Here is a 23,382-nt window from a genome sequence, read left to right as displayed (position 1 = left end):
CGCCTCAGTTCTTCCGCCGCAGATCGAAGTGCGCGTGGATCGGCTTGTCCTTCATCATGAACGTCTGCATGTGGTACTCCGTGCTCCCGCTGATGTCCTTGAACTCGAACTCGACCGTCTTGCCGTCGGGCGACATCTTGCCGGTCATGCGCGGCCGGTTCCCCGCGTCGCAATAGTGAACCAGCGTGAGCTGGTCTCCGTCCACGTAAAGCATCGTGACCGGATGGTCGTACTTGGTCGCATCCAACGGCGTTCCTGCTTCCTGTAACTCGTGCACGAGCGCGTTCCCCCTCGAGGTCACGCGCAGCGAGACGTGCATCGGCATGCCGCCTGACATCTCCGGCATCTCCGGGACGGTTACGGGGCCTTCCCACTCTCCCGCCAGGGTTTTCATGGTTGCGAAGGACATCTGCGCGTCGGACTTCTGCGCGGCGGCTTTTGGCGCGTCCATCTTGTGCGCCTGGGACTGCGCGAAAGCCACGGTGGAGAGCGACATCAGAACAACGGACAGCACAAAACGAAGGGATTTCATGTTTCATTCTCCTTAAGCTTCTTTACTTTCGGGTCGGGCTTCTCTCTCGCGTTCTCAGGTGCGAGCGCTCACCGGTCCGCTTAGTGTTATAGTTAACTATAACACTAGAGCACAATGCAAGCTCTTTTTTTGATTTTTCTTTGGGCCGCCGGTTCCCGCCACCGCTTGGGAGTCTTAGTAGGGTTTTGTTACACGCTCTTAAGCTTGCGTCTTGTGCGGTAGCGAGTGGAGGCCGGGTGCGCGCGGCAAGGGCTTTCCCAGATTTCACTGACCGAGGCGCCGGCGGACTGCGGGGACCAGGGGATCCTCGCCAGTCTGGCCGCGGATGCTCAGATAGGTACGATAAGACTCCGCGAAGCCGGGGCTCTTGAGCCCTTCCCGCACACGTCCCTGGTAGTAATAAACCGGGGGAAAGTAGGCGTACGTGGCCACATTATCCATGAAGAGTTCGAGAGCTTCGCCACGGCGCTTGATGCAGCGGTCGAATTCCGAATCCGCTTCCACGAACTGCCCGGCTTCCAGATAGACCCGGCCAAGCTCGAAGCGGCCGATCCAGGTATCCAACAGGTTGTTGGCCTCGGTAAGATCTTTAATGGCCTGGCGGGCGTCTCCCCGCTTGAGAGCGGACTTTCCCGCAATGATTTTGGCATAGGCCTGAGGCTCGGCCTGCAGCTCGGAACCGAGACCGGCAGCGAGTTTTTGCGCTTTGGCCGTTTCTCCAGCCTCGAGAAAAGTCTGCGCCGCCAGGAACCTGACTTGCACGGACTGGCTATTGGCCAGCGCCTTGTCGGCGGCGGCGACTGCCGCCCCCTTCTGGCCTCGCAAGAGCTGCGTGTTGGCCAGCGCCGCAAACTTGTCGGCGGCGTTCTCAGGTCTTTTGGCCGCGAGGTCGGCGGCCGCGCCATGTTCAAGGAGTCGCACAGCCGTTTCGAAACGGCCTTCATAGGAAGCCAAGTCGGCGAGACCTGAAGCGGCAATGGAAGCGCCCAGCGCGCTGACCGTTTCCAGCTTGTGATAGGTTTCGGCGGCTTGCGACAACTGCCCCTGCCCGACTTGGGCCTCCGCCAGAGCGAGATAGGCGCCGTAGGAGGGGTTGCGGTCGAGCGCTGCCCGCGCTTCGCGCTCGCCGCCCTGGAAATCTCCGCCATAAGAGCTGTAAAACGACAGAACGAGATGTTGCAATGCGCCCTGGGGAACGATCTCGACCGCTCGCCGCGCCGCCTCAACCGCCTTGGGAATGTTGCGCAGGGCGGTATAGCAGGCGGACAGATTTGTGTATCCAATGTTGTCCGCGGGGTAGAGCTTGACCAACTCGCTGTATTCCTCGACGCATTTCTGCCAGTTACCCGTGCCCATGTAATACACGCCGCGGACGCGGATACGCTCGCGGTCGGTCAGGCGATCCTCGTGTTCCATGGCCAGTTTGATGTACTTCTCGCCGTCTTGTTGTTTGCCCAGGTTTCTCGCCATGGCGCTCATGCCGGAGTAGGCGCGGGCAAAGTTGGGATCGAGTTCGGCGGCCTTGGCGAAGGATTTCAGCGCCTCCTCCACCTTGCCGGCGAACTGCTCGTCCAACGCGATGCTGTACTGGTGCACCACCTCCAGGGAGGCAGCGGTGAACGTACCTGCGGCCTTGTTGAGTTGCTCCGATTCCGGCGTGGTATCACCGAGCGCCTTGCGGATGGGCGCCGCCAGCTTGGGAACGACAGTCAGGACCGCATCTTTGTTCGCGGCGGTGGCTTCCGCACTCGCAATGGTGTTGCCGCTGACCGCGTCCATGGCCTCCACTGAAACCTTGTACTCATCGCCACGCCGGCTCAGGGAGCCGGTCACGATGGCGCCCAGACCTTGGCTGATGGCGATCAACCGCGCCGACTGCTCGTCGAGTCTGTCAGTGGGATGCGGAAGTTTCTGGGCGAGCTTGCGAGCGGTGCCACGGCTGTAGGCATTAATGAAGCTGGCGCCTTCCAGCGCGACGTTGAACATCGGTTCCAGCGTGCCATCGAAAACCGGATCGCCGGTGTGATTGCTGAAATCGGCCACCAGGACGGTCACCGGCTTTCCTGACCCCGGACCGGCCGCCTTGAATCTGCCGCGAAGCACCAGGGCGCCGATGGCTACTGCCACCACGAGGATGGCCGCAATTACGCCGGCCCAGCGGGCTCGGGACATCACCGGCAATGCAAAGGTGAACTGGCGGCTCTCGGGCGGTTTCGCGACGGTGGGCGGCGCCACCCCAGCGTTGATGTCGTGCAAGATTTCGGCTGCGTTCTGGTAGCGCTGGTCGGGATTGCGTTCCAGGCATTTCATGATGATGCCCGTGATCCAATCGGGCAGGCCGGGGTCGAGGGTCTGCGGACTCTTGGGGACCTCGTGCACCCGCTTGTACATCAGTTGCAGGGTGGTGTCGGCGTGGAAGGGGACATCGCCGGTCACCATTTCGTAAAGGATCAGGCCGAGCGCGTAGAGGTCGGCGCGATGATCGATTTTTCCGCCCTGCACCTGCTCCGGCGCCATGTAGCGCGGCGTGCCCAGGAACTCGCCGCTCTTGGTCATGCCGCTATCGTGCTCCAGCGACTTGGCCAGACCGAAATCCGAAACGTAGACGTTCTCTTGCTTGTCGAGCAGGATGTTTTGCGGCTTGAAATCGCGGTGGACGACGCCTTCGCTGTGCGCCGCCTCCAGCGCGCCGCATAATTGCCGGGCGATCTTCAGCGTGCGTTCCAGGGTCAGCTTGCCTTCGGCGGTGAGAAGCTGGTGCAGGTCCTGGCCCTCAACGAACGCCATGGAGATGAACTTCACCCCCGCGGCCTCGCCCAGGTCGTGAATGCGCAGGATGTTCTTGTGGGAAATCTTGCTGGCCAGCAGCAGTTCCTGTTTGAAGCGCTGCTCCACCGCCGGATCCACGGCTAGTTCGGGACGGATCAGCTTGAGCGCGACCGGACGCTCCAGTTCCTTGTCCCAGGCCTTGTAGACCGCGCCCATGCCGCCCTGGCCGAGCATGCGGTCAATGCGATAGCGCGGGCCGAAATCCACGTGGTCCGAACTGGAGGAAATGCCCAGCGCCGCCCACGGCCCAGCGGTGGCAACGTTGGAGCCATCGCCCTGACGGGGTGGAACCGGGGGCGCAGGCGCGGGCGCCGCCGCCGCGCCGGCTTTGGCTGCCGGCGTGGGAGGCAAACTTACCCCGATAAAGGTGGCCGCCTCGCCCGCAGGTACCAGAGCTGCGCCACAGCGGACGCAGGCGGACAGGTTATCGAGGTTGCTGGTCCCACATCGCGGACAATTCATCAGGGGAGCTCGAGGCCCGGCAAGCTGCAAGATTATTTCACTAGCGTTGCGCAAGCGCAAACACCGGGGAGAATGCGCGCTGCGCGCCGATTTGCACCGAGTACCGAGTACTGAGTACCGAGTACCGAGTACCGAGCAAAGACCAGTTCCAGGTACCGGGACTCATTTCCCCACGGTTGCCTCGAATGCGGCAAACTGTTCTTCCAGCTTCCATTGCAGGCGAGCACGCTCGCTGCTTTGTAGAACTTGACGGCATAAGCTCGGCGACGATGTTTCCGCCACGCCAGGAGGGGGCGCCTCGCAGCCGGTGCGCCGAAACCCTTTCGTATTCGCAAACAGGCTGATGCCTGGAACAAAGGCGTGTTCCAGGCTGCTGCGGGCCATCTGCTTCAAGGTTTGATAGCTGAGGGCGTAGGTTTGGATGGCGCGCAGGTATTCGTGATCGAGGTCGGAGCGCGCCACACCCTCGTCGTCGGTGGCGAGCGCGACCGGCACACCGTACCGCAAATACATCGGCAGCGGGTGGTCGGGGCCGCGCACGCCGAGAATCATGTCGTTGCTGGTCAGGCAGATTTCCACCAGGATGTTCTTGGCCCTCATTTCGCGCAGCAATCCCAGCGGGTCGCGCTCGTGCATCACGTCCACGCCGTGCCCGATGCGCTCCGCGTGCCCAAGCTCGATGGATTGGCGAATGTGAAAGCGCAGACCGTCGGGCGGCACCAGGCCGGGCGCCAGCTCGCCGGCGTGCAGCGAGATGCGCACCTTGGGATAGAGCTTGTGCAGGTAGTCCATCATATGCATGTGGAGAGTGAAGTCGCGCATTTCCACCAGGCCGTCTTCCGGCATCACCAGGTTGATTCCGACCACGCGCGGATCGGCAGAGCCCATTTCGAATCCCGCCACCATCTCCGCGAACACCTGATCGCGTCCCAGCCCGCGGTGGACTTCATAGAGGTAGCGCACGGTCACGGCGCATCCCGGATCGGCATCGATCGAGCTGCAACGCAGCATGGAGCGCATTTTGGCTTCCGCCTGATCCACGTTGGCGCGCGCCGCCGCCACCACCCGCGCGATGTCGTTTTCGATCAGCTTCTGGCGCTGCCCCACCATGTCGCCGGTCCAGCCCATGCCCGCGCCGAATTTCGCGACGGCGCCGTTGTCCGGGCTGAGGATGAACTCCAGGTAGGTGACGTGCTCGTGACCGGCGCGCGATACCGCTTCCGCCAGCATTTCGCCCATGTGATCGTTTTTTGCCAGGGAGAATTTGCCGAAGGTATCGAAGAAATGATCGTGCGCCGACCGGTCGTTGCGATCGGGGGTGAAGTGCCGCATGGACCAGGCATCGATGATGTCGCGATAGAGCACGGGGTCGCTATGGGCGCGCGCTGCCGGCACCTGGCCCTTGGCGTCGTCACAGGCAGGCTTCTGCCCATCCGCGGCTTTTTCCGGCGCCACCGCGCGCAGCGTCTGGCGCTCGATGCACAGGTCGTCGTGGGCAGCAAAGTCAATGAAAGATTCGGCGTAGGCAGCGCCGGTCAGGTGGTTATGCAGGTCGGCGCCCTTGGGCAGTTGCCGGACAAACTCCAGCAGCAGCGACGGCTGGTGGCGGATGGAATCCAGGTAGCGCGCAGTGCGCTGCTCGCCGAGATCGGCCACAGCGGCGCTTGCGGCGGGTTTCTTGACCGGCGTCTTGGCCGCCGGCTGCTGCCCCACGGCGATGGTCGCGATCAGGACAAATAGAAGCGTGTGCCAGCGGCGGCTGAGTGCCAAAGTTTCACCTCAAGGAGTGTGGAGGATTGTAACGCGTGTTAGCTGTTAGCTCTTAGCTGGTTCATCGCTGGTTCGAAAGCAGCTTTGACCACAAAACGACTCCAGCCGACAGCTAAGAACTGTTAGCTGATATCCTACGCAGCACCATGGAAGTGAATGAAGAACTGCACGAGGTCGCGCACGAGGCGCGCAGCCGCTCCGACAAGCAGATTGGGCTGACCATGGCGGTGGTCGCGGTGCTGCTCGCCGTTTCCACCATGCTCGGCCACCGCATGCACACCGAGTCCGTCCTGCTGCAGAACCGCGCGACCGACCAGTGGGCGTTCTACCAGGCGAAAAACATTCGCGCCCACATGTACGAGGCCAATGCGCAGATGGCCGCTGCCCTGGGAGCGCAGGGCGCAAAACTGGCGGAAGATTTCAAGTCGCGCGGCGAAAAGCAGCGCAGCGATGCCGAGAAGATCCGCGCCGAGGCCGAAAAGCTGGAAGAGGAGACACAGGCCACGGAGCGCAAGGCCGGGCATTACGACTTGGCGGAGATCTGCTTCGAAATCGGCATCGTGCTGTGCTCGATTTCGCTGCTGTCCGGGTCAGGTCTGTTCTGGCGGCTGTCGTTCATCAGCACCGCTATCGGGATCATCATCGCCGCGCGCGGCGCCTGGCTGCACTAGGACAATTTACGGATTGTCGAATTGAAGAAATGACGGATTAAACCTGAAGCGCGCCGAAGTGCGGCAACTCGCAGATTCTTCAATTCGGCAATCCGCGAACAAGAATCCGGCTCCAGCCCTTTACTTCCGAATCATCCCGTGCACCTTCAAAATCTCCACGACCCGCTCGACGGGAAGCGCCTCCACCGTCTTCGAGCGCGCAGTGACCGTCGTTGCCTTTAATAACGAGTTGTAGATGGCCTCCTCGGTCGCTTCGATCGCCGCCAGAAACAGCGGCGACAGGGCCTCATTCCCCAGCACCGTCACCTGCCGGGGCTTGGTCTCATCGCCGGGACGAATCCGCAGTTGCGGCGCGGTGGAGAACGCGATGACGTAATCCCCGCTTCCATTCGACCCCGCCGCGCCCGTGCGCGCCATGCCCATAATCGCGCGCGCCGCCAGCCGCTTCAGATTGCGCGCCTCCAGCGGCGCGTCGGTGGCGACCACGATCATGCAGGAGCCGTTGGCCGAGTCGGTAGTGGACGCGCTCGAGGGCGAGCGCGCTCCAGCACTGTTCTCCAGTTCCCGGCGAAACGAATACCTCCCCAGCTCTTTACCCACCGGGGCGCCGGCGATGGTCAGCACGCCGCCGAAGTTGGTCTGCACCAGCACGCCGACAGTGTATCCACCGAGCGACGCCGGCAATTTCCGCGACGCCGTCCCGATTCCGCCTTTCCACCCAAACGCGATCGTGCCCGTGCCCGCGCCGACGCTGCCTTCCTCGACCGGCCCGCCGTTGGCGCCCTTGATCGCCGCCAGCACATCCTCGCGCGTGATCGGCCGCGAGCGAATGTCATTCAGGTATCCGTCATTGGTCTCGCCGACCAGGGGATTGATGGAGCGCACGTCCTCGTTTCCCGGCAAGGCCAGCATGTAGTCAATCACCGCGTCGGCCACGCGCGGCACCGCCAGGGTCGAGGTCAGCAGGATGGGAGTCTCGATCTCGCCTAACTCATTTACCTGAGTCGAGCCGGCGAGTTTGCCGAACGCGTTGCCGATAAACACCGCGCCTGGCACCTTCTCGCGGAACAAGTTGCCGCCGTGCGGCAGGATGGCGGTGACCCCGGTGCGCACCTTGTCGCCGCGCACAATCGTGGTCTGTCCGACGGTGACGCCGGCAACGTCGGTGATTGCATTCAGCGGCCCGGGCGGCAAGACGCCGACTTGCACGCCGAGGTCGCGAATGCGCGGGCGCGTGGTCGTGCCGCCGGCGGTCTGCGACCACGCAGGCAACGGCGCAACGCAGCCGGAAAGGCAAATCAGCAAGGGGAGGATCAGCTTGGGCCGCGGGTGCATGAGACAAAAATTGTACGCCATCGGTCCGTACTCGCCGGTTCGGGTTCCGATCCGGGCGCGCAGCCTGGATCTGGCGCCTGGGACTCGCAATCTCGCGACTCGCTGTGATAGTGTTAGCCGCATTCCAGAGAAATCTGGCGAAACCCGTCCGCGAACAGCTTTTCCGCGCCTCCAACCTCGGGCCGAGGGCATGCCCGGTGGGGGAGCGTCGAGCGAAAGCGGCGCATCCCTCTAGAGGGTGGCGCATTTTTCAGCACGGAGTCCATGGTTTATGGCGCTCGGTTTTGGCTTCAACAAGGCGAAGGTCCTCAGCGCGGCGGAAAAGCACGTCCAGCAGGGCAAGCTGCAGAACGCCATCAGCGAGTACGAAAAGGTCGTCAAGGAAGACCCCAAGGACCTGACCGTGCTCAACACCATCGGCGACCTCTATGCGCGCCTCGGCCAGACCGACCGGGCGATCGCGCACTTCCGCAAGGTGGGCGATGCCTACGCGTCCGACGGGTTCACCGTCAAATCCATCGCCATGTACAAGAAGCTCACCAAGCTGGCGCCCAACTCGGTGGAAGGCCTGCAGAAGCTCGCCGACCTCTACACCCAGCAGGGCCTGTACAACGATGCCCGCCAGCAATACGTTGCCCTCGCCGACTACCGGATGAGGGCCAACGACCTGGACGGCGCCGCCCGTGTCTTCCAGAAAATGCTGGAGCTCGATCCGGAAAACGCCGCCATGCAGAGCAAGCTGGCCGATCTCTACATTCGGATGGGCAAGAAGGAAGACGCCAAGGAAATCTATTTCCGTGCGGCCGAGTCGCTGTACCAGCGGGCGGCCATGGACGCGGCCGACGAAGCCCTGGGGCGCATCCTCAGCATCGATCCTGCCAACCCCCGTGCGCTGCTCAAGCGCGGCCTGATCGCGGTGGATTCCGGCGACGGCGCCGCCGCCATCCGCCACCTGGAGTGCATTGCGCACATCGACAGCAATCCCGACGCGCTCGGCATCCTGTTGCGGGCTCACCTGCAGGTGAAAGACCTGGGGAACGCGGAAACGGTGGCGCGCAACCTGGTGGCGCAGCACAAAGACTTCAGCGGCATCCAGGCGCTGGCGGAAACGCTGATGGCGACCGGTTCCTACCGGGAAAGCCTCGCGATTTACCGCGAATTCTCCGGCCAGCTCTCGCTCGGCAACACCGAGTCGCTGCAGCACGGGCTGGAAGCCGCGCTGTACAAGGTCAGGGAGGATGCGGCGTTGCTGGAAATCGTGCGCGAGCTCTATCGCAAGCTCGGCGACCAATCGCATATCAGCGAATCCACCGAGCTGCTGGCGCACGCGCTGGTGCAGGCCGGTGACCTGAAGCGCGCCCGGGATCTCTATCGCGAGCTGACCGAAAGCGAGCCCGAAAATCCCATGCACGAGCAGCAATACCGCCAGGTTCTCGCCAAGCTCGGCGAGGACGCGGCGGTGCGCCCGCTGACCGCCGCCGAAGGCTCGCAGGCGTTCATGGTGGATGAACTGGAAATGACCGCGCCCGCGATCACGCAGGAGTATTCCGACGAGATCGCCGATGCGGTGAAGTCGGCGCTCACCGACTCCGAACTGCTCGATTCCTACAACATGCCGGCCAAGGCGCTGGCGCCGCTGGAAAAGGTCCTGCCGCAAGCCCCACGCGATTTCCGCCTCAACCAGCGACTGGCCTCGCTCTACGCGGCCGCCAACCGGTTTGGCGATGCCGCGCAGTGCTGCGCAACCCTGGAATCGGTTTACCTGCAAGCCGGTCATCCCGATCAGGCGAGACAATATCGCGAGATGGCGGCCGGATATCATGAGCGCGCCGGCGCCGCGCCCGCCATTGAGGTGCAGGCGCCGTCGTACTCGGTTGAGGTCGAAGCTGCTCCGGCAGCGCCACCCGCCGCAGCGGCGCCCGAGATTGATATTTCGGAGGAATGGGAGACGCACGCCGCCGCGCCCGCTGCCGCGCCGCTTCCCACGGCCGGCGAATTGCTCGACGAAATCCGCTTCTACATCTCGCAGGGAATGTGGAACGAGGCCCGCGCCGCCTGCGAGCGATGCCAGGCGATCGCGCCCGGGAATCCCGAACTCGTCGGGATGCAATCGCAGGTTACCGCCGCATTGGTCCCGGTGATTGAAGTCCAGGGACCAGCCGACTTTGGCATCGAACCTCCACCCCAAGTTGAGCCACCGCCCGCGGCGGAAATTTCGCCAGAGGCCGCTGCCCCCGCGCTCGAAGCGGCAGCGCCGGCGAAAGCCGACGTTTTGGGCGCCTTCGTCTCCGATCTGGAACAATCCCTGGGCACGGATTTTGCCGTGGGCGGCACGACGCCAGCATCCGCGGAGCCCGCCGCGCCTCCTCCCGCACCTCCCCAGGCCGCGCCTGCGATGGAAGCCGCGCCCGGCAAGCTTGCGGAAGAGGTACACGAGGAGGCGAGCAGCGTTCTTTCCGACATGTTTGCCGAATTCAAGGAGGATGCCGAAGCCGGCGCCAGTGAAGTGGAGGACCCGGACACGCACTACAACCTGGGCGTGGCCTTCCGCGAGATGGGCCTGATGGACGAGGCCATCGGTGAACTGCAAAAAGTCTGCCACGCCATTGAGAAGGGCATTCCCTTCAGCCAGCCCATGCAAGCCTATACCTGGCTGGCGCAGTGCCTGGTGGACAAGGGAGTCCCCGCCGCCAGTTACCGGTGGTACGAACAAGCGCTCAAGATCGCCACCGACGAGCAGCAGCGCTTGTCGCTCCACTACGACCTGGCGAAGGCCCACGAGGCCGCCGGCGACCGTCCCTCCGCCCTGCAACACTTCATGGAGGTTTACGGCAGCAATATCGACTACCGGGATGTTGCCGAGCGCATCAAAGCTTTGAGGTCGTAGAATCCAAATATATGGGTCCTGCGAGCGATCCCAGGGAGCCAATCCGCCAGGTGAATCCGGACGCCAAGGTTTTCCCGGCTGAGCGCTTGCCGGTGGAGAGCAAACCGCAGCCCGCTGCATCCGCCCCGCCCGGCGCCAAAGTCTCGCGCACCAGCATTTGGCTGCATCGCCTCTCGCTGGTGATCTTCGTCATCTTCTGCATTGAACTGGGCATGCTGCTTGCGGTGTTGCCCTGGACCCGCATCTGGACCAACAACTCCCTGCTCGCCGCGCATCCCGCCTGGCGCGCCCTGGCGCAGGACAACTTTGTCCGCGGCATCATCACCGGGATCGGCCTGGTGGACGTGTGGATCGGAATCTGGGAGGCGGTGCACTACCGCGATCCGGGGAAGAAGAAGGATTTGTAATTTCCTGATTTGTCATTTGTAATCTGATCCTGCAGATTCGTCAGAGAGTGGGCTCACTCGGATCGTGAAGATCCATTTGCGCCTACGTGAGGTGGACCGGCTGAATGTTGATACGATACGAAACTCCTGAGACTGACGATGGCCGGGTTGTGAGCGTAGATCACACGGCCGACGGACTTATTAATGTCGAGCTCCACTTCAACATTCCGGATTCATTTCGAGAACGTAGTGACCGTCTGTGGGAACACGTTCGCTTCGTTACGCGTAGTCGGCTGGCCCGATTAGGAATCAATGTGAGGCCTGTGGCTCCGCTGAAAATCGGCGGAGGCTCCGCGAGTTTGCGGGCCACCGTCGACGCCCTGGTCCAAAGCTATCCTGTCAAGAAGTACCTGAGCCGACTGATTGTGAGCGGCCTGCGAGTTGGTAGACTCGTGCTTTGCGATCCCGCCCGGCGCTTGACGGGTGATGCTGTTTATCAGGCCACGATCGACCACGCATTCCAATTGCCCGCCCCTGTATCGATTGACGCGGAGGGCCGAGTTACGATTCGCCCACATCGTTGCGTCTACGATCTGGCAGAGCCCATTGATGAGGAGGGCCTGCTCGCCATCCTAACGCGCGAGGACGGAAAGACTATTCTGAACCGCCTTCAGCTCAGACGCGACGTCGATCACATCGTGCTCAAACCAGGAGATGCTGTCATAACGTCTTGCACGATGTTTCTCCATAGACATTTCGTAGTTTTGGACACGCGGTCTGATACGCGTGGTCAGCACCTGGAGTCGGCGATCCTGGACCCCGTAACCACTCGTGGTACCCAGATTTTCTTGGAGTTCGCGAATTTTTCGGGTAAGACGATTGTCAATCCCGAAGTCTCAGCGGAGATTTACGATGCGGAGGAAGTCCGTTTCACGCCCCGGCGCTGGTTTGGCGGCTCCCCGCTGGACCAACCGGGCACGTTCGGGGACTCAAAAGGGGATGACGACTATCGTGACTTGGCCACGTTTTTTCACTCGGAGTCTTTCAAACGGGATCGGGCATCGTACGCAGTCAGGCCGGTTGGAATCATTACGGATATCGCCGCGGCACGTGCGATGGGCAAGCCTCAGATGCACGCAAGGCCCGCTCCCATCCGGAAGGATATAGAGAGGTCCGCGCGCCGCATCATCTCCGAAAGGCCCGCGAACGTTCTCGATATCGCGCCCCTGCGCGACCTGGCCCCTGGGGCAGAAGCCACTGTCCTGATGGAATACTTTCCAAACCACCTGGAGCATCTCCAGCTTTGCACAGCGGCGGCGGATAGGCGCATACGAAGACTCGTTTTCCGGAATGCCTCGTTTGAACATGGGCCGTTTCTTTCCGCCCGAGATCACGGCCGGCTTGCCGACTACGAAGCGTTTGGCATAGAAGTTATTTGGTTCAACGAAGTCTTCGGGGAAACGGCTCTTCACGTGTACAGGGGGAAACGAGGATTTTTCGTTCCATTCCGCAATATCGAAGCGTTCAAATCGAGCTTGGTGTTTGCCATCTACGGCTCCACCCTGCCGCTGCCAGAGCAGGAGTTCCGTAGTTTGAGGACCCTCCTGGAAAAACTTCAGCATCTGCTGGGGGGACACGTCGCGTTCCTGACCGGCGGCGGCCCCGGAGCCATGAAGCAGGCAGCCGACGTCGCACTGGGCTTGGGGTTGTTGGTTGGCTGCAATTATCTTGAAGTCGTGGACCAGCCTCTGCAGGAACCTGTTGATTTCTACCAGACGTTTCAAGAGACCGCTCGCCACTTCCGGCAACGGTGGTTTGAGATCGCCAGTTTCCATCTCTTTTGTATTGGGGGAGTCGGCACCTTGGAAGAAATCGGCCTTACACTAACTGACATGAAGCTCGGCGTGATCGAACGGGGACCCCTAGTGTTCTTCGGTTCAATAGAGGGTCGCCTCTATTGGGACGATCTGGCAAAGCAGCTTGATAAGATCGCTGGTTCCGATCGCGGTCCTTCCTGGCTAAAAACGAATGTGCTTATTACTGATGATCCCGACGAGGTAGTTCCGTTCTATGAGCGAATTCTTGAAATCGGCATTCACGCCCGACGGTAAGCATCGTTTCATAAAGACGAATCTTCGCAAAACTTGCATGTAACTCGCGCGCGAGTCTCATCTATACGGCTTCTGGCGGGGATTAGGTTGTCATTTGGGCCTCCCGCAGGCGTGGATTCGGCCCACCTCCCCAATCTTCGGTCCATAAGTCAGGCCTCTCCCCCTTGAAACGGGCAGCAAGTTCGATGCAGTCCGCCGCGGCGGGACTGGAACGCGAGTCCAAGACTACTACTTCGACTCCCCTCGCTCGCAGAAAGGCGAGGGTTTCTCCGTCTGACGTATTTTTCGTATCACCAACCACCACGCGCGGAATACCAAACTGGGCGATGGCGCCTGCGCACATAAAGCACGGCTGCAGCGTAGTGTAGAGGGTCGTATTGTGTCGGTTTTTCATTCGCTTGGCGGCGCGAAGGGTGGCCATTTCTCCATGAATGATCGGATTATCTTCCTGGACAAGCCCGTTGTGACCTTCGCCCAGCACTGTTCCGGTATCGTTGTCTACCAATGCGCCGCCGATAGGACAGCCGCCCTCCTCATAACTCTTGAGCGCTTGGTTGAAGGCCATTCGCAAATAGGCTTCGTCATCGAGTGGCATGATTCCTCCCACTAGTTTCTGAATCATTTGCTGAAATCTGAGACTGCTACTGCCAACAGCTATCTTTGTCTACGCCGCAAATAGATTGCATACGAATATGTCTATTACGAAAGCGACGCCGTTAATCACTGTAACTTCCCACAATGTTCTCGTGGAAAGTGGTTCATTCCACGAGCAAAACAACGGAAATCCGAGAGCTATGATCACTCCTACGTTGAGCAGTAACCAGTTATAAAGATGGGTGGCCGGTCTGTTTTCCCGCCATCGCCGATTGAGGTTGAGGAGCAACTGAATGCAAATCCAAACCACGTCTAAGGCGGAAATGAGGATCAGCAGGCCAACCAGAAGATTTACGCTGGCCTTAACTGAACCTAGACCTCCCAGCAGGATCATGGCAAGACTTTCCAAAGCTATGAAGAAAGCGTCACAATAGTAGAGGTTCCTGCTACTCCGTTCCGCCCATCTCGGCTTCTTCTCCTTCTCATGGTTCTGGTTCTCCGGTTTTTGATTCTGAGGGTTGGGGAGATCTTCATTCCAGTGCTTATCTGTCAAATGAAGATGGTTCCCGACAAAAAAACGCACGGTGACCATGAAGAATATGGCAAACACTAGTACGGGCCCAAGGCTTAACCCCGAACCATGGTAGGCTTCTATAAAAATCGTGGCGGCTTGCTGATAGGCCTCAGCGTAGAAGATCACAATGAGAAGTTCGCCGAGATGAGAAATCCTCTCAAATGAAGGAGGAGACGCGCCGAAGTCGGGACTCGCCATCTTGGTCCTCGGCACGACAGTCTAGCATTCTGAGAACCGATTGCCAAAGGTTGCGAAAACCGCGTCGCGAAGCGACAGGCCGAAGTCCCTCACGCCAGGGAGCGCGGGAAGCCGGCGGCAAGACCATCGGGCTCAACATCAACCTGCCCTACGAGCAGATGCCCAACCGCTACATCAGCCCGGAACTGAATTTCGAGTTCCACTACTTTTTCATGCGCAAGCTAGACCGGTTCGCATGTCCGGCAGCTTAACCCAAAGCCGTTACTTATGCTAGTTACTTATGGGACACTACACTAGGAGGCTGCTGAAAAACTCGCGTGGGTGGAACAAAACCGAGATTCCTCGGGGCTGAAGCCCCTCGGAATGACAAAATAAAGAACTCCTCCGGCACGGCTGAAGCCGTGCCCTTCCCAAACGAGATTCACGCGGAGTTTTTCAGCAGCCTGCTAGCGCCCCTTCGCGGCCGGGACCTTCTCCACTTCTTTTGCGGTGCGCATGACGGTCTTCTTCATGCGGTTCTCGCCGGCCCAGTAGAGGCTGATTTCGTGACCGTCAGGATCGTTGAGGTAGGCGTGCCGCCAGCCCCACGGCATCATTTGCGGCAGTTGCGTGATGTAGAAACCGTTGGCCTGCAGCTTGCGGCAAAAGCCGTCGAGGTCGCGAATCTCGAAGTACAAACGCACGCCCTCGCTCGCCAGCGACGCTCCCGGTCCCGCCTGGTGCAAGGCGATGGTGCCGTCGCCCCCAGGCGCGCGCAGCCGCGCGTACACCGGCTTGCCTTCGTAGCGGAACTCGTCCACCTGCTTGAATCCCAGCAACTGGCAATAGAAATCCAGCGCGCGCTGCACATCCTTGACGTACACCATCGCGTGATTGAAGCTGAGCTTGTCGCCTCCCGGTAGCAAGGCCGGCTGCGGCGGAGCTGCTTTCTTCGCCGGCCGGACGGCTGTTTTCGCCTTCTTGGCCGCGGGTTTCTTCGCCTTGGCGGCGGGGCGCGTCTTCTTTTTTGCCTTCTTCACAGATACTTTCGCCATGGCTGCACTTACCCTGCAATGTGGCGCGCCATTCTACCTGAAGCGCTTCGCCATCGGAAGCGAACCAGAACGTCAGCCTGGATGTGCCGCCCGGAGCGCCGGGATTGCATACAATTGTCTGCGATTTGCAATTTCAAGTTTCAAAACTTCACATGCTCCTGTACTACATCAGCGATCGTCGCCAGTTTTCCGGCTCCGCGGCGGAGGGGCGCGCGGCGCTGCTGCGGAAAATCTCAGAGGCGGCACGCTGTGGCGTCGATTACATCCAGCTCCGCGAAAAAGACCTGAGCGCGCGCGAGTTGCGCGAACTGGCATCGGATGCCATGGCAACCATCGAGAGCGCCAAGGCACAACAACCGGGAACTGGAAACCGGAGACCGGAAACTCGCCTTTTGATCAACTCCCGCATTGATGTCGCTCTCGCCTGCCGCGCCGCCGGGGTTCATTTGAGGTCGGACGATATCTCCGCCGCCGACGCTCGCGATATCTGGATGAAGGCTGCCGCTGCTGGTCACGGGCCACTGGCCACTGACCACTTCACCATCGCGTGCTCCTGCCACACTGCCAGCGAGGTTCGCCGCGCCCAGTCCGAAGGCGCCGATTTCGTGGTCTTCGCGCCGGTGTTCGAGAAAGGCGGACAGCGCGGCGTGGGACTGGAAGCGTTGCGCGCGGCCTGCCGCCCGGAACCTTCACCGGCGGTGAATCTGCCCGTGCTCGCGCTGGGCGGAGTGACGCTGGACAATGCCCAGGCCTGTCTGGAGGCGGGAGCCGCGGGAATTGCGGGGATTCGGCTGTTCCAGGACAACGATGTCGCGGAGGTCGTGGCGCGTTTGCGAAATATCGCCACCGCAAAGGACGCGAAGTAGGTCTTTCGGTCTTTCAGTCTATCGGTTTGTCGCCTACCGCGGCTTGCAGCGAACGACCGAAAGACCGATAGACTGATAGACCGACGTGGAGAGCTGCTCATGCGCAAGTTCGTTCCCCTGATGTTTGCCGCGCTGGTCCTCATCGCACCTGCCTTCGCCCAGCAGAAGCCGAAAGTGCGCGCCATTACCGCGTTCGTGCGCCTGGAGCGCGCGCACTACCAGGACGAGGTGCGCGACACGCTGGTCTTCCTGCGCCGCGCCAAGGCGTCATTCGAGCAGCGCGGTTACGAGGTGGAATCGCTGCGCATCACCACGCAGCCCTTTCCGGACCTGGTGCGCGGGCTCAAGCACGACGAGGCTCTGGCGTTCCTACGCAGCTATGACGAACTGGCGCAGAGGGAGAACTTCGACACCTCGATCGGCCCCGCCATGCTCACCGACTCCGACGATCCGGCGGCGGCGCATCTGCTGGCCGAAGCTCTGGCAGCGACCAAAATGCTGGAAGGCAGCATCATCATTGCCGCGGCAGATGGAATCCACTGGAAGGCGATTGCCGCGGCCGCCGAGGTGATCAAGTACCTGGAAGAGCACAGTCCCCACAGCCAGGCGAACTTCAACTTCGCGGCCACGGCGATGCTGCCACCGCTGGCGCCGTTCTATCCCGGCTCGTACCACACTGGCGCCGGACACCAGTTTGCGGTCGGGTTGGAATCCGCGAATGTGGTCGGCGAGGCGTTCGCAGCATCCACCGGCTACGAGGCAGGCGCGCAGGAACTCACCGTGCGGCTGGGCCGCTTCGCGCAGGACATCGAGGCGGGAGCGCAGGGAATCGCCACACAAACCGGCTGGAGCTACGCCGGACTGGACCTCTCGCCGGCGCCGCTGAAGGAGGTGTCGATCGGCGCGGCGATCGAAAAGCTGACCCACGCCCGCTTCGGCTCCAGCGGGACGATGAGCGCGGTGGCGGCGACAACGGCGGGGTTGAAGGCCATCCCGGTGAAGCAGGCAGGCTATTCGGGGTTGATGCTGCCGATCCTGGAAGACAGCCTGCTGGCGCAGCGCTGGAGCGAGGGAGCGGTGTCGATGGACGCGCTGCTGGCTTACTCGGCGGTGTGCGGCACCGGGCTCGACACCATTCCTCTGCCGGGCGACATCACGGCGGAGCAGCTCCGGCGCATCCTCAGCGATGTGGCATCGCTGGCGTGGAAGTGGAACAAGCCGCTTTCGGCGCGGCTGCTGCCGGTAGCCGGGAAGAAAGCCGGGGAACGCACCGAATTCGACGATCCTTTTCTGGTGAACACCACGTTGCAACCGGCGCCATGAAACAACCCGCAGCCTGACCGTCAGAGTCTGTGTGAGAACTGTGCCGCGCCGCTGGCGCTCGACAATTCTGTTCCACTTTCCCCAGCGCTACCGCGCTGGGCTAGCGAATCCCGCCGCTCCGCGGCTGGACTTTCGCTCCACTTGGACCACTGCTGTCTACGAAACTGAGTCTGCTGTATACGAAACTGGGTTCTGACACAGACTCGTCAGCCCTGTTCGATGCGGCGCAGCTCGTTCTTGAGCGCAGCTTCCACGCGCGGGGAGCGGCGTTCGCCACGCGCGACGCGGCTGACGTAGGAGCGGTCCACCGCGAGCTGGCGAGCGACACGAGAGTACAGCCCGCGATAAAGGCGGTAACGCTTCAGACCCGGGTTTTTGTTTTGATTCCGTGTCACCAACGGTGACTCTCTGCTGGATCCCGGTTGTGCCTGGCGGGGGATTATATGCGGAAGTGTGTCCGACGAACAGTTATCGGTCTTCGGTGATCGGTTCCCGGTGATCCGGCCCGGCCGCACTGCAATCGGTGCGGTTCCTCGGGTACAATCCGGCCCGGGAGGACACATGGTTCAGCGTATCAGCACTCTCATCGGCATCATCCTGCTCGGTTCATCCTTGATGGTCGGCCAGAATTCGAGCACCACCGCCACGGCGACAAAGGCCGCGCCGGCCGACGCGGAAAGCTTCATGCGCGGCGCCGAAACGCGGCTCGATGAAGTGATCGTAAAGGCAAGCCGCGCCAGTTGGGTGCAGTCCACCTACATCACCGACGACACGGAAGCATTGTCGGCCAGCGCGAATGAACAAGTTCTGGCCACCACCACCGAACTGGTCAACGAGGGCAAGCGATTCCAGGGCGCGCAACTCTCGCCCGTGCTGCAGCGGAAATTTACGCTCCTGAAGCTGTCGCTTACATCGCCCGCGCCGAACAATCCCGCGGAACGCAAGGAGCTGGCGGAGATCGGAACCTGGCTGGAAGGGACGTACGGCAAAGGCAAGTACTGCCCGAAGACCGGGCCATTCGCGGGGAAGTGCCTGGGGCAGAGCGAAATGGAGCAGGCGTTCGCGACCACGAAGGACGAGGCCGTGCTGCGCGACCTGTGGGTTGGCTGGCACACGTTCGCGCCGCAGATGCGGCAGCGGTACGCGCGCGGCGCCGCGCTTTCCAACAAGGGCGCGCAGGAGATCGGGTTCAAAGACACGGGCGTGCTGTGGCGGTCGAACTACGACATGACGCCGGAGCAGTTCAGCGCCGAGCTGGAACGGTTGTGGAACCAGTTGCGCCCGCTGTATCTCTCGCTGCATGCCTACGTGCGCTCGCAACTGGTGAAGAAATACGGGCCGCAAGTGGTGCCGCCGAACGGGCCGATTCCGGCCCACCTGCTGGGAAACATCTGGGCGCAGGACTGGACCAACATCTACGACCTGCTCAACGTTCCCGGCAAGGGCAGCGGGCTTGACCTGACGCCCATCCTGGAGCAGCAGAAATTCGATTACGAGCGGATGGTGAAAACCGGCGAGCACTTCTTCGTGTCGCTCGGCTTCGATCCGCTGCCGAAGACGTTCTGGGAGCGCTCGATGTTCGTGCGGCCGCGCGACCGCGACGTGGTTTGCCACGCCAGCGCCTGGGACATCGATAACCAGCAGGACGTGCGGCTGAAGATGTGCATCCAGGTGCGCGACGAGGACTTCCGCACCATCCATCACGAGCTGGGGCACAACTTCTACCAGATGGCCTACGCCAAGCAGACGCCGCTGTTCCAGGGCAGCGCCAACGACGGCTTCCACGAGGCGGTGGGGGACACGATCGCGCTTTCGATCACGCCCGACTACCTGAAGGAGATCGGGCTGATCCAGCAGGCGCCGCCGGCGAGCGAGGACCTGGGCTTGCTGATGCACAAGGCGCTGGAGAAGATCGCGTTCCTGCCGTTTGGATTGCTGATTGACCAGTGGCGCTGGGACGTGTTTTCGGGCAAGACTGCGCCGGCCGACTATAACAAGGCCTGGTGGGAGCTGCGGCTGAAGTACCAGGGAGTGGCGCCGCCGGTGGCGAGGAGCGAGAAGGACTTCGATCCGGGAGCGAAATACCACGTGCCGGGCAATGTGCCGTACTCGCGGTATTTCCTGGCGGACGTGCTCCAGTTCCAGTTCCATCGCGGGCTGTGCAAGTCGATCGGCTACCAGGGCCCGCTGCATCGCTGCTCCATCTACAACAACAAGGTTGCGGGCGCGCGCCTGAAAAAGATGCTGGAGATGGGCCAGAGCCGTCCGTGGCCGGATGCGCTGGAGGCGCTGACGGGCGAACGCCAGATGGACGCGACGGCAATCCTGGATTACTTCGCGCCGCTGCAGAAGTGGCTCGATGAGCAGAATGCGAAGAATGGAGTGAAGCTGGGCTGGTAGTACCGAGTCCCGAGGACTGAGTAGCGAGCGCGGCAGCCGAGGGTGGCTGCCGCGTCCGCTTTTTGGGGAGCATCGCGGAGGCGCTGATTCTCCCAATCGATTGCGCGACGACGCATACAATCATTCGCGGAGGAAAAAGCGAATGGCGAACTATGGTTTTGACAGAGACAAGGTAATCGACGCCGGCGGTTCCAACGTGTTGCGGCTGGCGGGCGTGGCGGTGGCCGCGCTGCTGGTCATCCTGCTGCTGTTTGCAGCGGTGGCAAGAGTGCCCGCGGGTAACGTGGGCGTGCTCACCTTGTTCGGGCGGGTGACGGGCGAAACGCTGCCCGAGGGCATGCACCTGGTGAACCCGTTCAAGGAGAACAACATTCTCAGCATCCGCACGCAGCAAGTGAAGGAATCGGCCAGCGTGCCGTCCAGCGAAGGGCTGGTCATCGCGCTGGACACCTCATTGCTGTATCACCTGAACCCGGAACGCGCCGCCGAGGTGTACCAGAAAATTGGTCCGGCGTACGAAGCCACGATCGTGGAACCGAGCCTGCGGGCGGCGATCCGCGAAGCGACGGCGTCGCACTCGGCCAACGCGCTGTACACCGGGGAGCGGGAAACGGTGGCGCGGGAGATTAACACTCAACTGTCCACGGAGTTGAACAAGCGCGGGATCACGGTGGAGCAGGTGCTGCTGCGCGACATCCAATTGCCGGCGACCTTGAAGGCGTCGATTGAGACCAAGCAGCAGGCGGAGCAGGAGTCGCTGGCGATGTCGTTCCGGCTGCAAAAGGAAAAGCAGGAAGCGGAGCGCAAGCGCATCGAAGCGGCAGGCGTGCGCGATTTCCAGCAGATCGTGTCGCAGGGGATCAGCCCGGCGCTGCTGGAGTGGAAAGGAATCGAAGCCACCGAGTCGCTGGCGCGCAGTCAGAACACCAAGATCGTGGTGATGGGCAACAGCAAGAACGGACTGCCGATCATCCTCGGACACCAGTAGAAAAGGTTAGCGGTCTTCGGTCGCCGGTTATCGGTTTTCAGTATTGGTCGCGCCGCTTGGGCAGGAGCGCGCGGAAGAGCATGTTGACCAGCATGAGCACGATGGCCCCGACGAAGGCGGCGACGAAGCCGCTGATGCGGAAGCCGGGCACAAAGGCGGTGGCGAGCCACAGCATCAGCGCGTTGATCACGATCCAAAAGATGCCGAGCGTGAGGATGGTCAGCGGGAGCGTGATCAGCTTCAGCAGGGCGCCGAGCGTGGCGTTGATCAGGCCGATGATGACAGCGGCCCACAGCGCCGTGCCGAATCCGGGCATGTCGAAGCCGGGAACCACCCGGGCGACGACGAGCAGGGCGAGCGCGCTGAGGAGCCAATGGAGTAGGAGACGCACCATAAACCAAATATGCTGATTTGCCGATTGGGTGATTTGCTGTTTGGGTGATTTGCTGGCGTGCGGATTCAATCGGCAAATCAGGGAATCAGCAAATCACGCAATCGATTCCGGATGAAAATTGTACGCGCGGCGGCGGGGGCGCGCTAGCGCTGGCTGAGGTTGCGGCCGGCGGCCAGCATGGCAATGGATTTCTCCAGCCGGCGGGCGCGCGTCTCCGGCTTTTTCGCTTCCGTGATCCACTGGGCGAATTCCTTACGACAGGTATAAGAGTAGCGGTCCCAGGCGGCTTGCGCGGCCTGGTTCGTCCTAAGAGCCTTCTTGAGATCGGGCGGCGCCTGGATGGTGCGCGGGGCGGTGTCGGGCTCCATGACAACCTTAACGGTGTCGCCGACGCCGCACTTGCCACCCTCGCGCATGAAGCGGTTGACGCAGACAAAGTACTCGCCGCCCATGGGACAGACGGTGGTGCGGAACTTAAACCCGTTGATGGTGCCGGTGACCGGAACGCGCGCTCGGCCCCAGACTTTTTTCACGTCGAAGGGGATGTTCATGCCGGCGACCTGGGAGTTGCGGCCGGCGCCGAAAAGGGTGACCTTGAATTGTTTGCGCATGGGGACCTCCGGGTGAGCCGCAGATTAACGCAGAAGGGAGGGGATTTGGCAAGTCGGACCTCGAACAATCACAGACGCAGGTGTGAACCCGAGGGTACAATGCGCGGCTTCCAATGGACTTTGAAGTTGTTGGGGCAATCCGCGATATTGAAACGATCGCGACCGGCTCAGCTGTTCGTACGCGCAAGTACCTGTGGCGAAGATTCGGCCGTGACCATTGGCGGAAGATGAAAGGGATCGCAGAAGTGCGGTATGCTGACGGAAGCGTATGGCTAGCAGAGCTGCATTGGTACGAAGCACACGGAATCGGAAGAAGGCTGTTCAAGGTAAAAAGGCGGCTGCACCGCCTGTGAGCGGACGCCGCTTGCGGTTCGTCGTGTGTATTGACGCGGGCGAGTACGCGGGAGTCGATTTAGATGTGGGCAAGGTGTACCAAGCGCTGCCTACTGAAAAGAGCGCGCGCGATCAGGGACTGATTCGGGTTGTTGACAACTCCGGGGAAGATTACCTGTTCTCCGCCGATCAGTTTGTCGAAGTGAAATTGCCCCGCGCCGCGCAGCAAGCAGTGCTGTGCGGCCGATAGTCAGCCTAAACGGAAAAGGCCACACGTGGTTGACGTGTGGCCTTTATTTAATCCGGCAACGACCTACTCTCCCACACACTTTCGCATGCAGTACAATCGGCCCTGCGGGGCTTAACTTCCGTGTTCGGGATGGGAACGGGTGGGGCCCCCGCGGTGTGATCGCCGGAAACTTGCAGCTATCAGCCGTCAGCCCTCAGCAAAACCAAATCAGGTTTCACTGCCCGGCCGACAGGAGGCGACAGCAAGGTTTTCAAAGAGCGTGAGGGCGATGCCTCACAACTGAATAGATTGGGATTTACATTAGAAGGATTTGCGGCGCGGAAGCCTCAGTCATCGCTTCAGGTCAGCCAGGTTCGACTGAGGGTCTGAAAAGCTGACGGCTGAGGACTTCAACTGCACCGGGTAAATTTTATGGTCAAGCCGAACGGGCGATTAGTACTGGTAAGCTACGCGCCTTACGGCGCTTCCACCTCCAGCCTATCAAACACGTAGTCTTCGTGTGCCCTTCTTGACCCTTACGGGTTGGGAGATCTCATCTTGGGGAGTGCTTCCCGCTTATATGCCTTCAGCGGTTATCACAACCGAACTTCGCTACCCAGCCGTGCCCTTGGCAGGACAGCTGGAACACAAGAGGTTCGTCCATCCCGGTCCTCTCGTACTAAGGACAGGCCCCCTCAAATCTCCTTCGCCCACATCAGATAGGGACCGAACTGTCTCGCGACGTTCTGAACCCAGCTCACGTACCGCTTTAATAGGCGAACAGCCTAACCCTTGGAACCTTCTACAGCTCCAGGATGCGATGAGCCGACATCGAGGTGCCAAACCGGAGCGTCG

At 61.4% G+C, this 23,382-nt stretch carries 20 protein-coding genes, 2 rRNA genes and 1 pseudogene; 11 read left to right on the top strand and 12 right to left on the bottom strand.

Annotation, left to right across the window (positions count from 1 at the left end):
* Window positions 1–4 precede the first annotated feature (4 nt).
* The 3 genes from LAN70_11575 to LAN70_11565 form a co-directional block, all read right to left on the bottom strand.
* Window positions 5–514 carry a hypothetical protein gene (locus LAN70_11575; GenBank protein ID MBZ5511791.1) on the bottom strand — a complete coding sequence of 170 codons (510 nt, stop codon included), beginning with the start codon at window positions 512–514 and terminating at the stop codon, window positions 5–7.
* A 282-nt stretch (window positions 515–796) separates the two neighbouring features.
* Window positions 797–3,823 (bottom strand): protein kinase, encoded by a 3,027-nt coding sequence (locus LAN70_11570; protein ID MBZ5511790.1) that lies wholly within the window; start codon window positions 3,821–3,823, stop codon window positions 797–799.
* Window positions 3,824–3,985: 162 nt separating this feature from the next.
* A complete protein-coding gene (locus LAN70_11565; protein ID MBZ5511789.1) occupies window positions 3,986–5,410 on the bottom strand; it encodes an adenosine deaminase in 1,425 nt (474 codons plus the stop codon).
* 329 nt (window positions 5,411–5,739) lie between these two features.
* Here LAN70_11565 and LAN70_11560 point away from each other — a divergent pair, with 329 nt between their 5' ends.
* The gene (locus LAN70_11560) at window positions 5,740–6,264 is read left to right on the top strand and encodes a DUF4337 domain-containing protein (GenBank protein MBZ5511788.1); all 525 of its coding nucleotides are present in this window, start codon (window positions 5,740–5,742) and stop codon (window positions 6,262–6,264) included.
* A gap of 120 nt (window positions 6,265–6,384) precedes the next feature.
* Here LAN70_11560 and LAN70_11555 read toward each other — a convergent pair whose 3' ends face one another.
* The gene (locus tag LAN70_11555) at window positions 6,385–7,599 is read right to left on the bottom strand and encodes a P1 family peptidase (GenBank protein MBZ5511787.1); all 1,215 of its coding nucleotides are present in this window, start codon (window positions 7,597–7,599) and stop codon (window positions 6,385–6,387) included.
* 271 nt (window positions 7,600–7,870) lie between these two features.
* Between LAN70_11555 and LAN70_11550 the strand changes: the two genes are divergently transcribed.
* From LAN70_11550 to LAN70_11540, 3 genes are all read left to right on the top strand, one after another.
* A complete protein-coding gene (locus LAN70_11550; GenBank protein ID MBZ5511786.1) occupies window positions 7,871–10,486 on the top strand; it encodes a tetratricopeptide repeat protein in 2,616 nt (871 codons plus the stop codon).
* Between the two features lie 155 nt (window positions 10,487–10,641).
* A complete protein-coding gene (locus LAN70_11545) occupies window positions 10,642–10,893 on the top strand; it encodes a hypothetical protein (GenBank protein ID MBZ5511785.1) in 252 nt (83 codons plus the stop codon).
* 338 nt (window positions 10,894–11,231) lie between these two features.
* Window positions 11,232–12,983, top strand: coding sequence for an LOG family protein (locus tag LAN70_11540; protein MBZ5511784.1), 1,752 nt, complete (start codon window positions 11,232–11,234; stop codon window positions 12,981–12,983).
* A gap of 82 nt (window positions 12,984–13,065) precedes the next feature.
* Here the strand turns inward: LAN70_11540 and LAN70_11535 are convergent, their stop codons facing one another.
* Window positions 13,066–13,578 carry a nucleoside deaminase gene (locus LAN70_11535; GenBank protein MBZ5511783.1) on the bottom strand — a complete coding sequence of 171 codons (513 nt, stop codon included), beginning with the start codon at window positions 13,576–13,578 and terminating at the stop codon, window positions 13,066–13,068.
* 69 nt (window positions 13,579–13,647) lie between these two features.
* Complete coding sequence (locus tag LAN70_11530) at window positions 13,648–14,349, bottom strand: hypothetical protein (GenBank protein MBZ5511782.1); 702 nt, start codon at window positions 14,347–14,349, stop codon at window positions 13,648–13,650.
* Between the two features lie 89 nt (window positions 14,350–14,438).
* On the opposite strand from LAN70_11530, the pseudogene LAN70_11525 reads away from it, so the two are divergent.
* A pseudogene (locus tag LAN70_11525) lies at window positions 14,439–14,570 on the top strand (lysine decarboxylase).
* A 225-nt stretch (window positions 14,571–14,795) separates the two neighbouring features.
* Here the strand turns inward: LAN70_11525 and LAN70_11520 are convergent.
* On the bottom strand, window positions 14,796–15,383 hold the full coding sequence (locus LAN70_11520) for a VOC family protein (protein MBZ5511781.1): 588 nt from the start codon (window positions 15,381–15,383) through the stop codon (window positions 14,796–14,798).
* 152 nt (window positions 15,384–15,535) lie between these two features.
* Between LAN70_11520 and LAN70_11515 the strand changes: the two genes are divergently transcribed.
* Both LAN70_11515 and LAN70_11510 read left to right on the top strand, forming a co-directional pair.
* On the top strand, window positions 15,536–16,249 hold the full coding sequence (locus LAN70_11515; protein MBZ5511780.1) for a thiamine phosphate synthase: 714 nt from the start codon (window positions 15,536–15,538) through the stop codon (window positions 16,247–16,249).
* Between the two features lie 99 nt (window positions 16,250–16,348).
* Window positions 16,349–17,572: a DUF711 family protein gene (locus tag LAN70_11510; GenBank protein ID MBZ5511779.1), complete on the top strand. Its 1,224-nt coding sequence runs from the start codon at window positions 16,349–16,351 to the stop codon at window positions 17,570–17,572.
* A gap of 206 nt (window positions 17,573–17,778) precedes the next feature.
* Here the strand turns inward: LAN70_11510 and LAN70_11505 are convergent, their stop codons facing one another.
* Window positions 17,779–17,967 (bottom strand): hypothetical protein, encoded by a 189-nt coding sequence (locus LAN70_11505; protein ID MBZ5511778.1) that lies wholly within the window; start codon window positions 17,965–17,967, stop codon window positions 17,779–17,781.
* Between the two features lie 166 nt (window positions 17,968–18,133).
* Here LAN70_11505 and LAN70_11500 point away from each other — a divergent pair, with 166 nt between their 5' ends.
* Both LAN70_11500 and LAN70_11495 read left to right on the top strand, forming a co-directional pair.
* Window positions 18,134–19,972 (top strand): M2 family metallopeptidase, encoded by a 1,839-nt coding sequence (locus tag LAN70_11500; GenBank protein ID MBZ5511777.1) that lies wholly within the window; start codon window positions 18,134–18,136, stop codon window positions 19,970–19,972.
* A gap of 142 nt (window positions 19,973–20,114) precedes the next feature.
* Window positions 20,115–20,960 (top strand): prohibitin family protein, encoded by an 846-nt coding sequence (locus LAN70_11495; GenBank protein MBZ5511776.1) that lies wholly within the window; start codon window positions 20,115–20,117, stop codon window positions 20,958–20,960.
* 37 nt (window positions 20,961–20,997) lie between these two features.
* Here the strand turns inward: LAN70_11495 and LAN70_11490 are convergent, their stop codons facing one another.
* Window positions 20,998–21,354 carry a phage holin family protein gene (locus tag LAN70_11490; GenBank protein ID MBZ5511775.1) on the bottom strand — a complete coding sequence of 119 codons (357 nt, stop codon included), beginning with the start codon at window positions 21,352–21,354 and terminating at the stop codon, window positions 20,998–21,000.
* Window positions 21,355–21,497: 143 nt separating this feature from the next.
* Window positions 21,498–21,965, bottom strand: a complete 468-nt coding sequence (locus LAN70_11485) for a YdeI/OmpD-associated family protein (protein ID MBZ5511774.1) — start codon at window positions 21,963–21,965, stop codon at window positions 21,498–21,500.
* Between the two features lie 113 nt (window positions 21,966–22,078).
* Between LAN70_11485 and LAN70_11480 the strand changes: the two genes are divergently transcribed.
* Complete coding sequence (locus LAN70_11480; GenBank protein ID MBZ5511773.1) at window positions 22,079–22,318, top strand: hypothetical protein; 240 nt, start codon at window positions 22,079–22,081, stop codon at window positions 22,316–22,318.
* Window positions 22,315–22,548 (top strand): hypothetical protein, encoded by a 234-nt coding sequence (locus LAN70_11475; protein ID MBZ5511772.1) that lies wholly within the window; start codon window positions 22,315–22,317, stop codon window positions 22,546–22,548. Before LAN70_11480 ends, LAN70_11475 begins: the two co-directional genes overlap by 4 nt.
* Before the next feature lie 50 nt (window positions 22,549–22,598).
* Here the strand turns inward: LAN70_11475 and rrf are convergent.
* Window positions 22,599–22,715: ribosomal RNA gene (gene rrf, locus LAN70_11470) — 5S ribosomal RNA — on the bottom strand.
* A gap of 244 nt (window positions 22,716–22,959) precedes the next feature.
* Window positions 22,960–23,382 (bottom strand): 23S ribosomal RNA (locus LAN70_11465); the annotation flags it as partial.

The sequence above is a fragment of the Terriglobia bacterium genome (genome assembly GCA_020072845.1).
Lineage (GTDB): Bacteria > Acidobacteriota > Terriglobia > Terriglobales > Acidobacteriaceae > JAIQGF01.
Note: the sequence above shows the minus strand (reverse complement) of the source record. Positions and strands in the feature narration are given on the sequence as shown.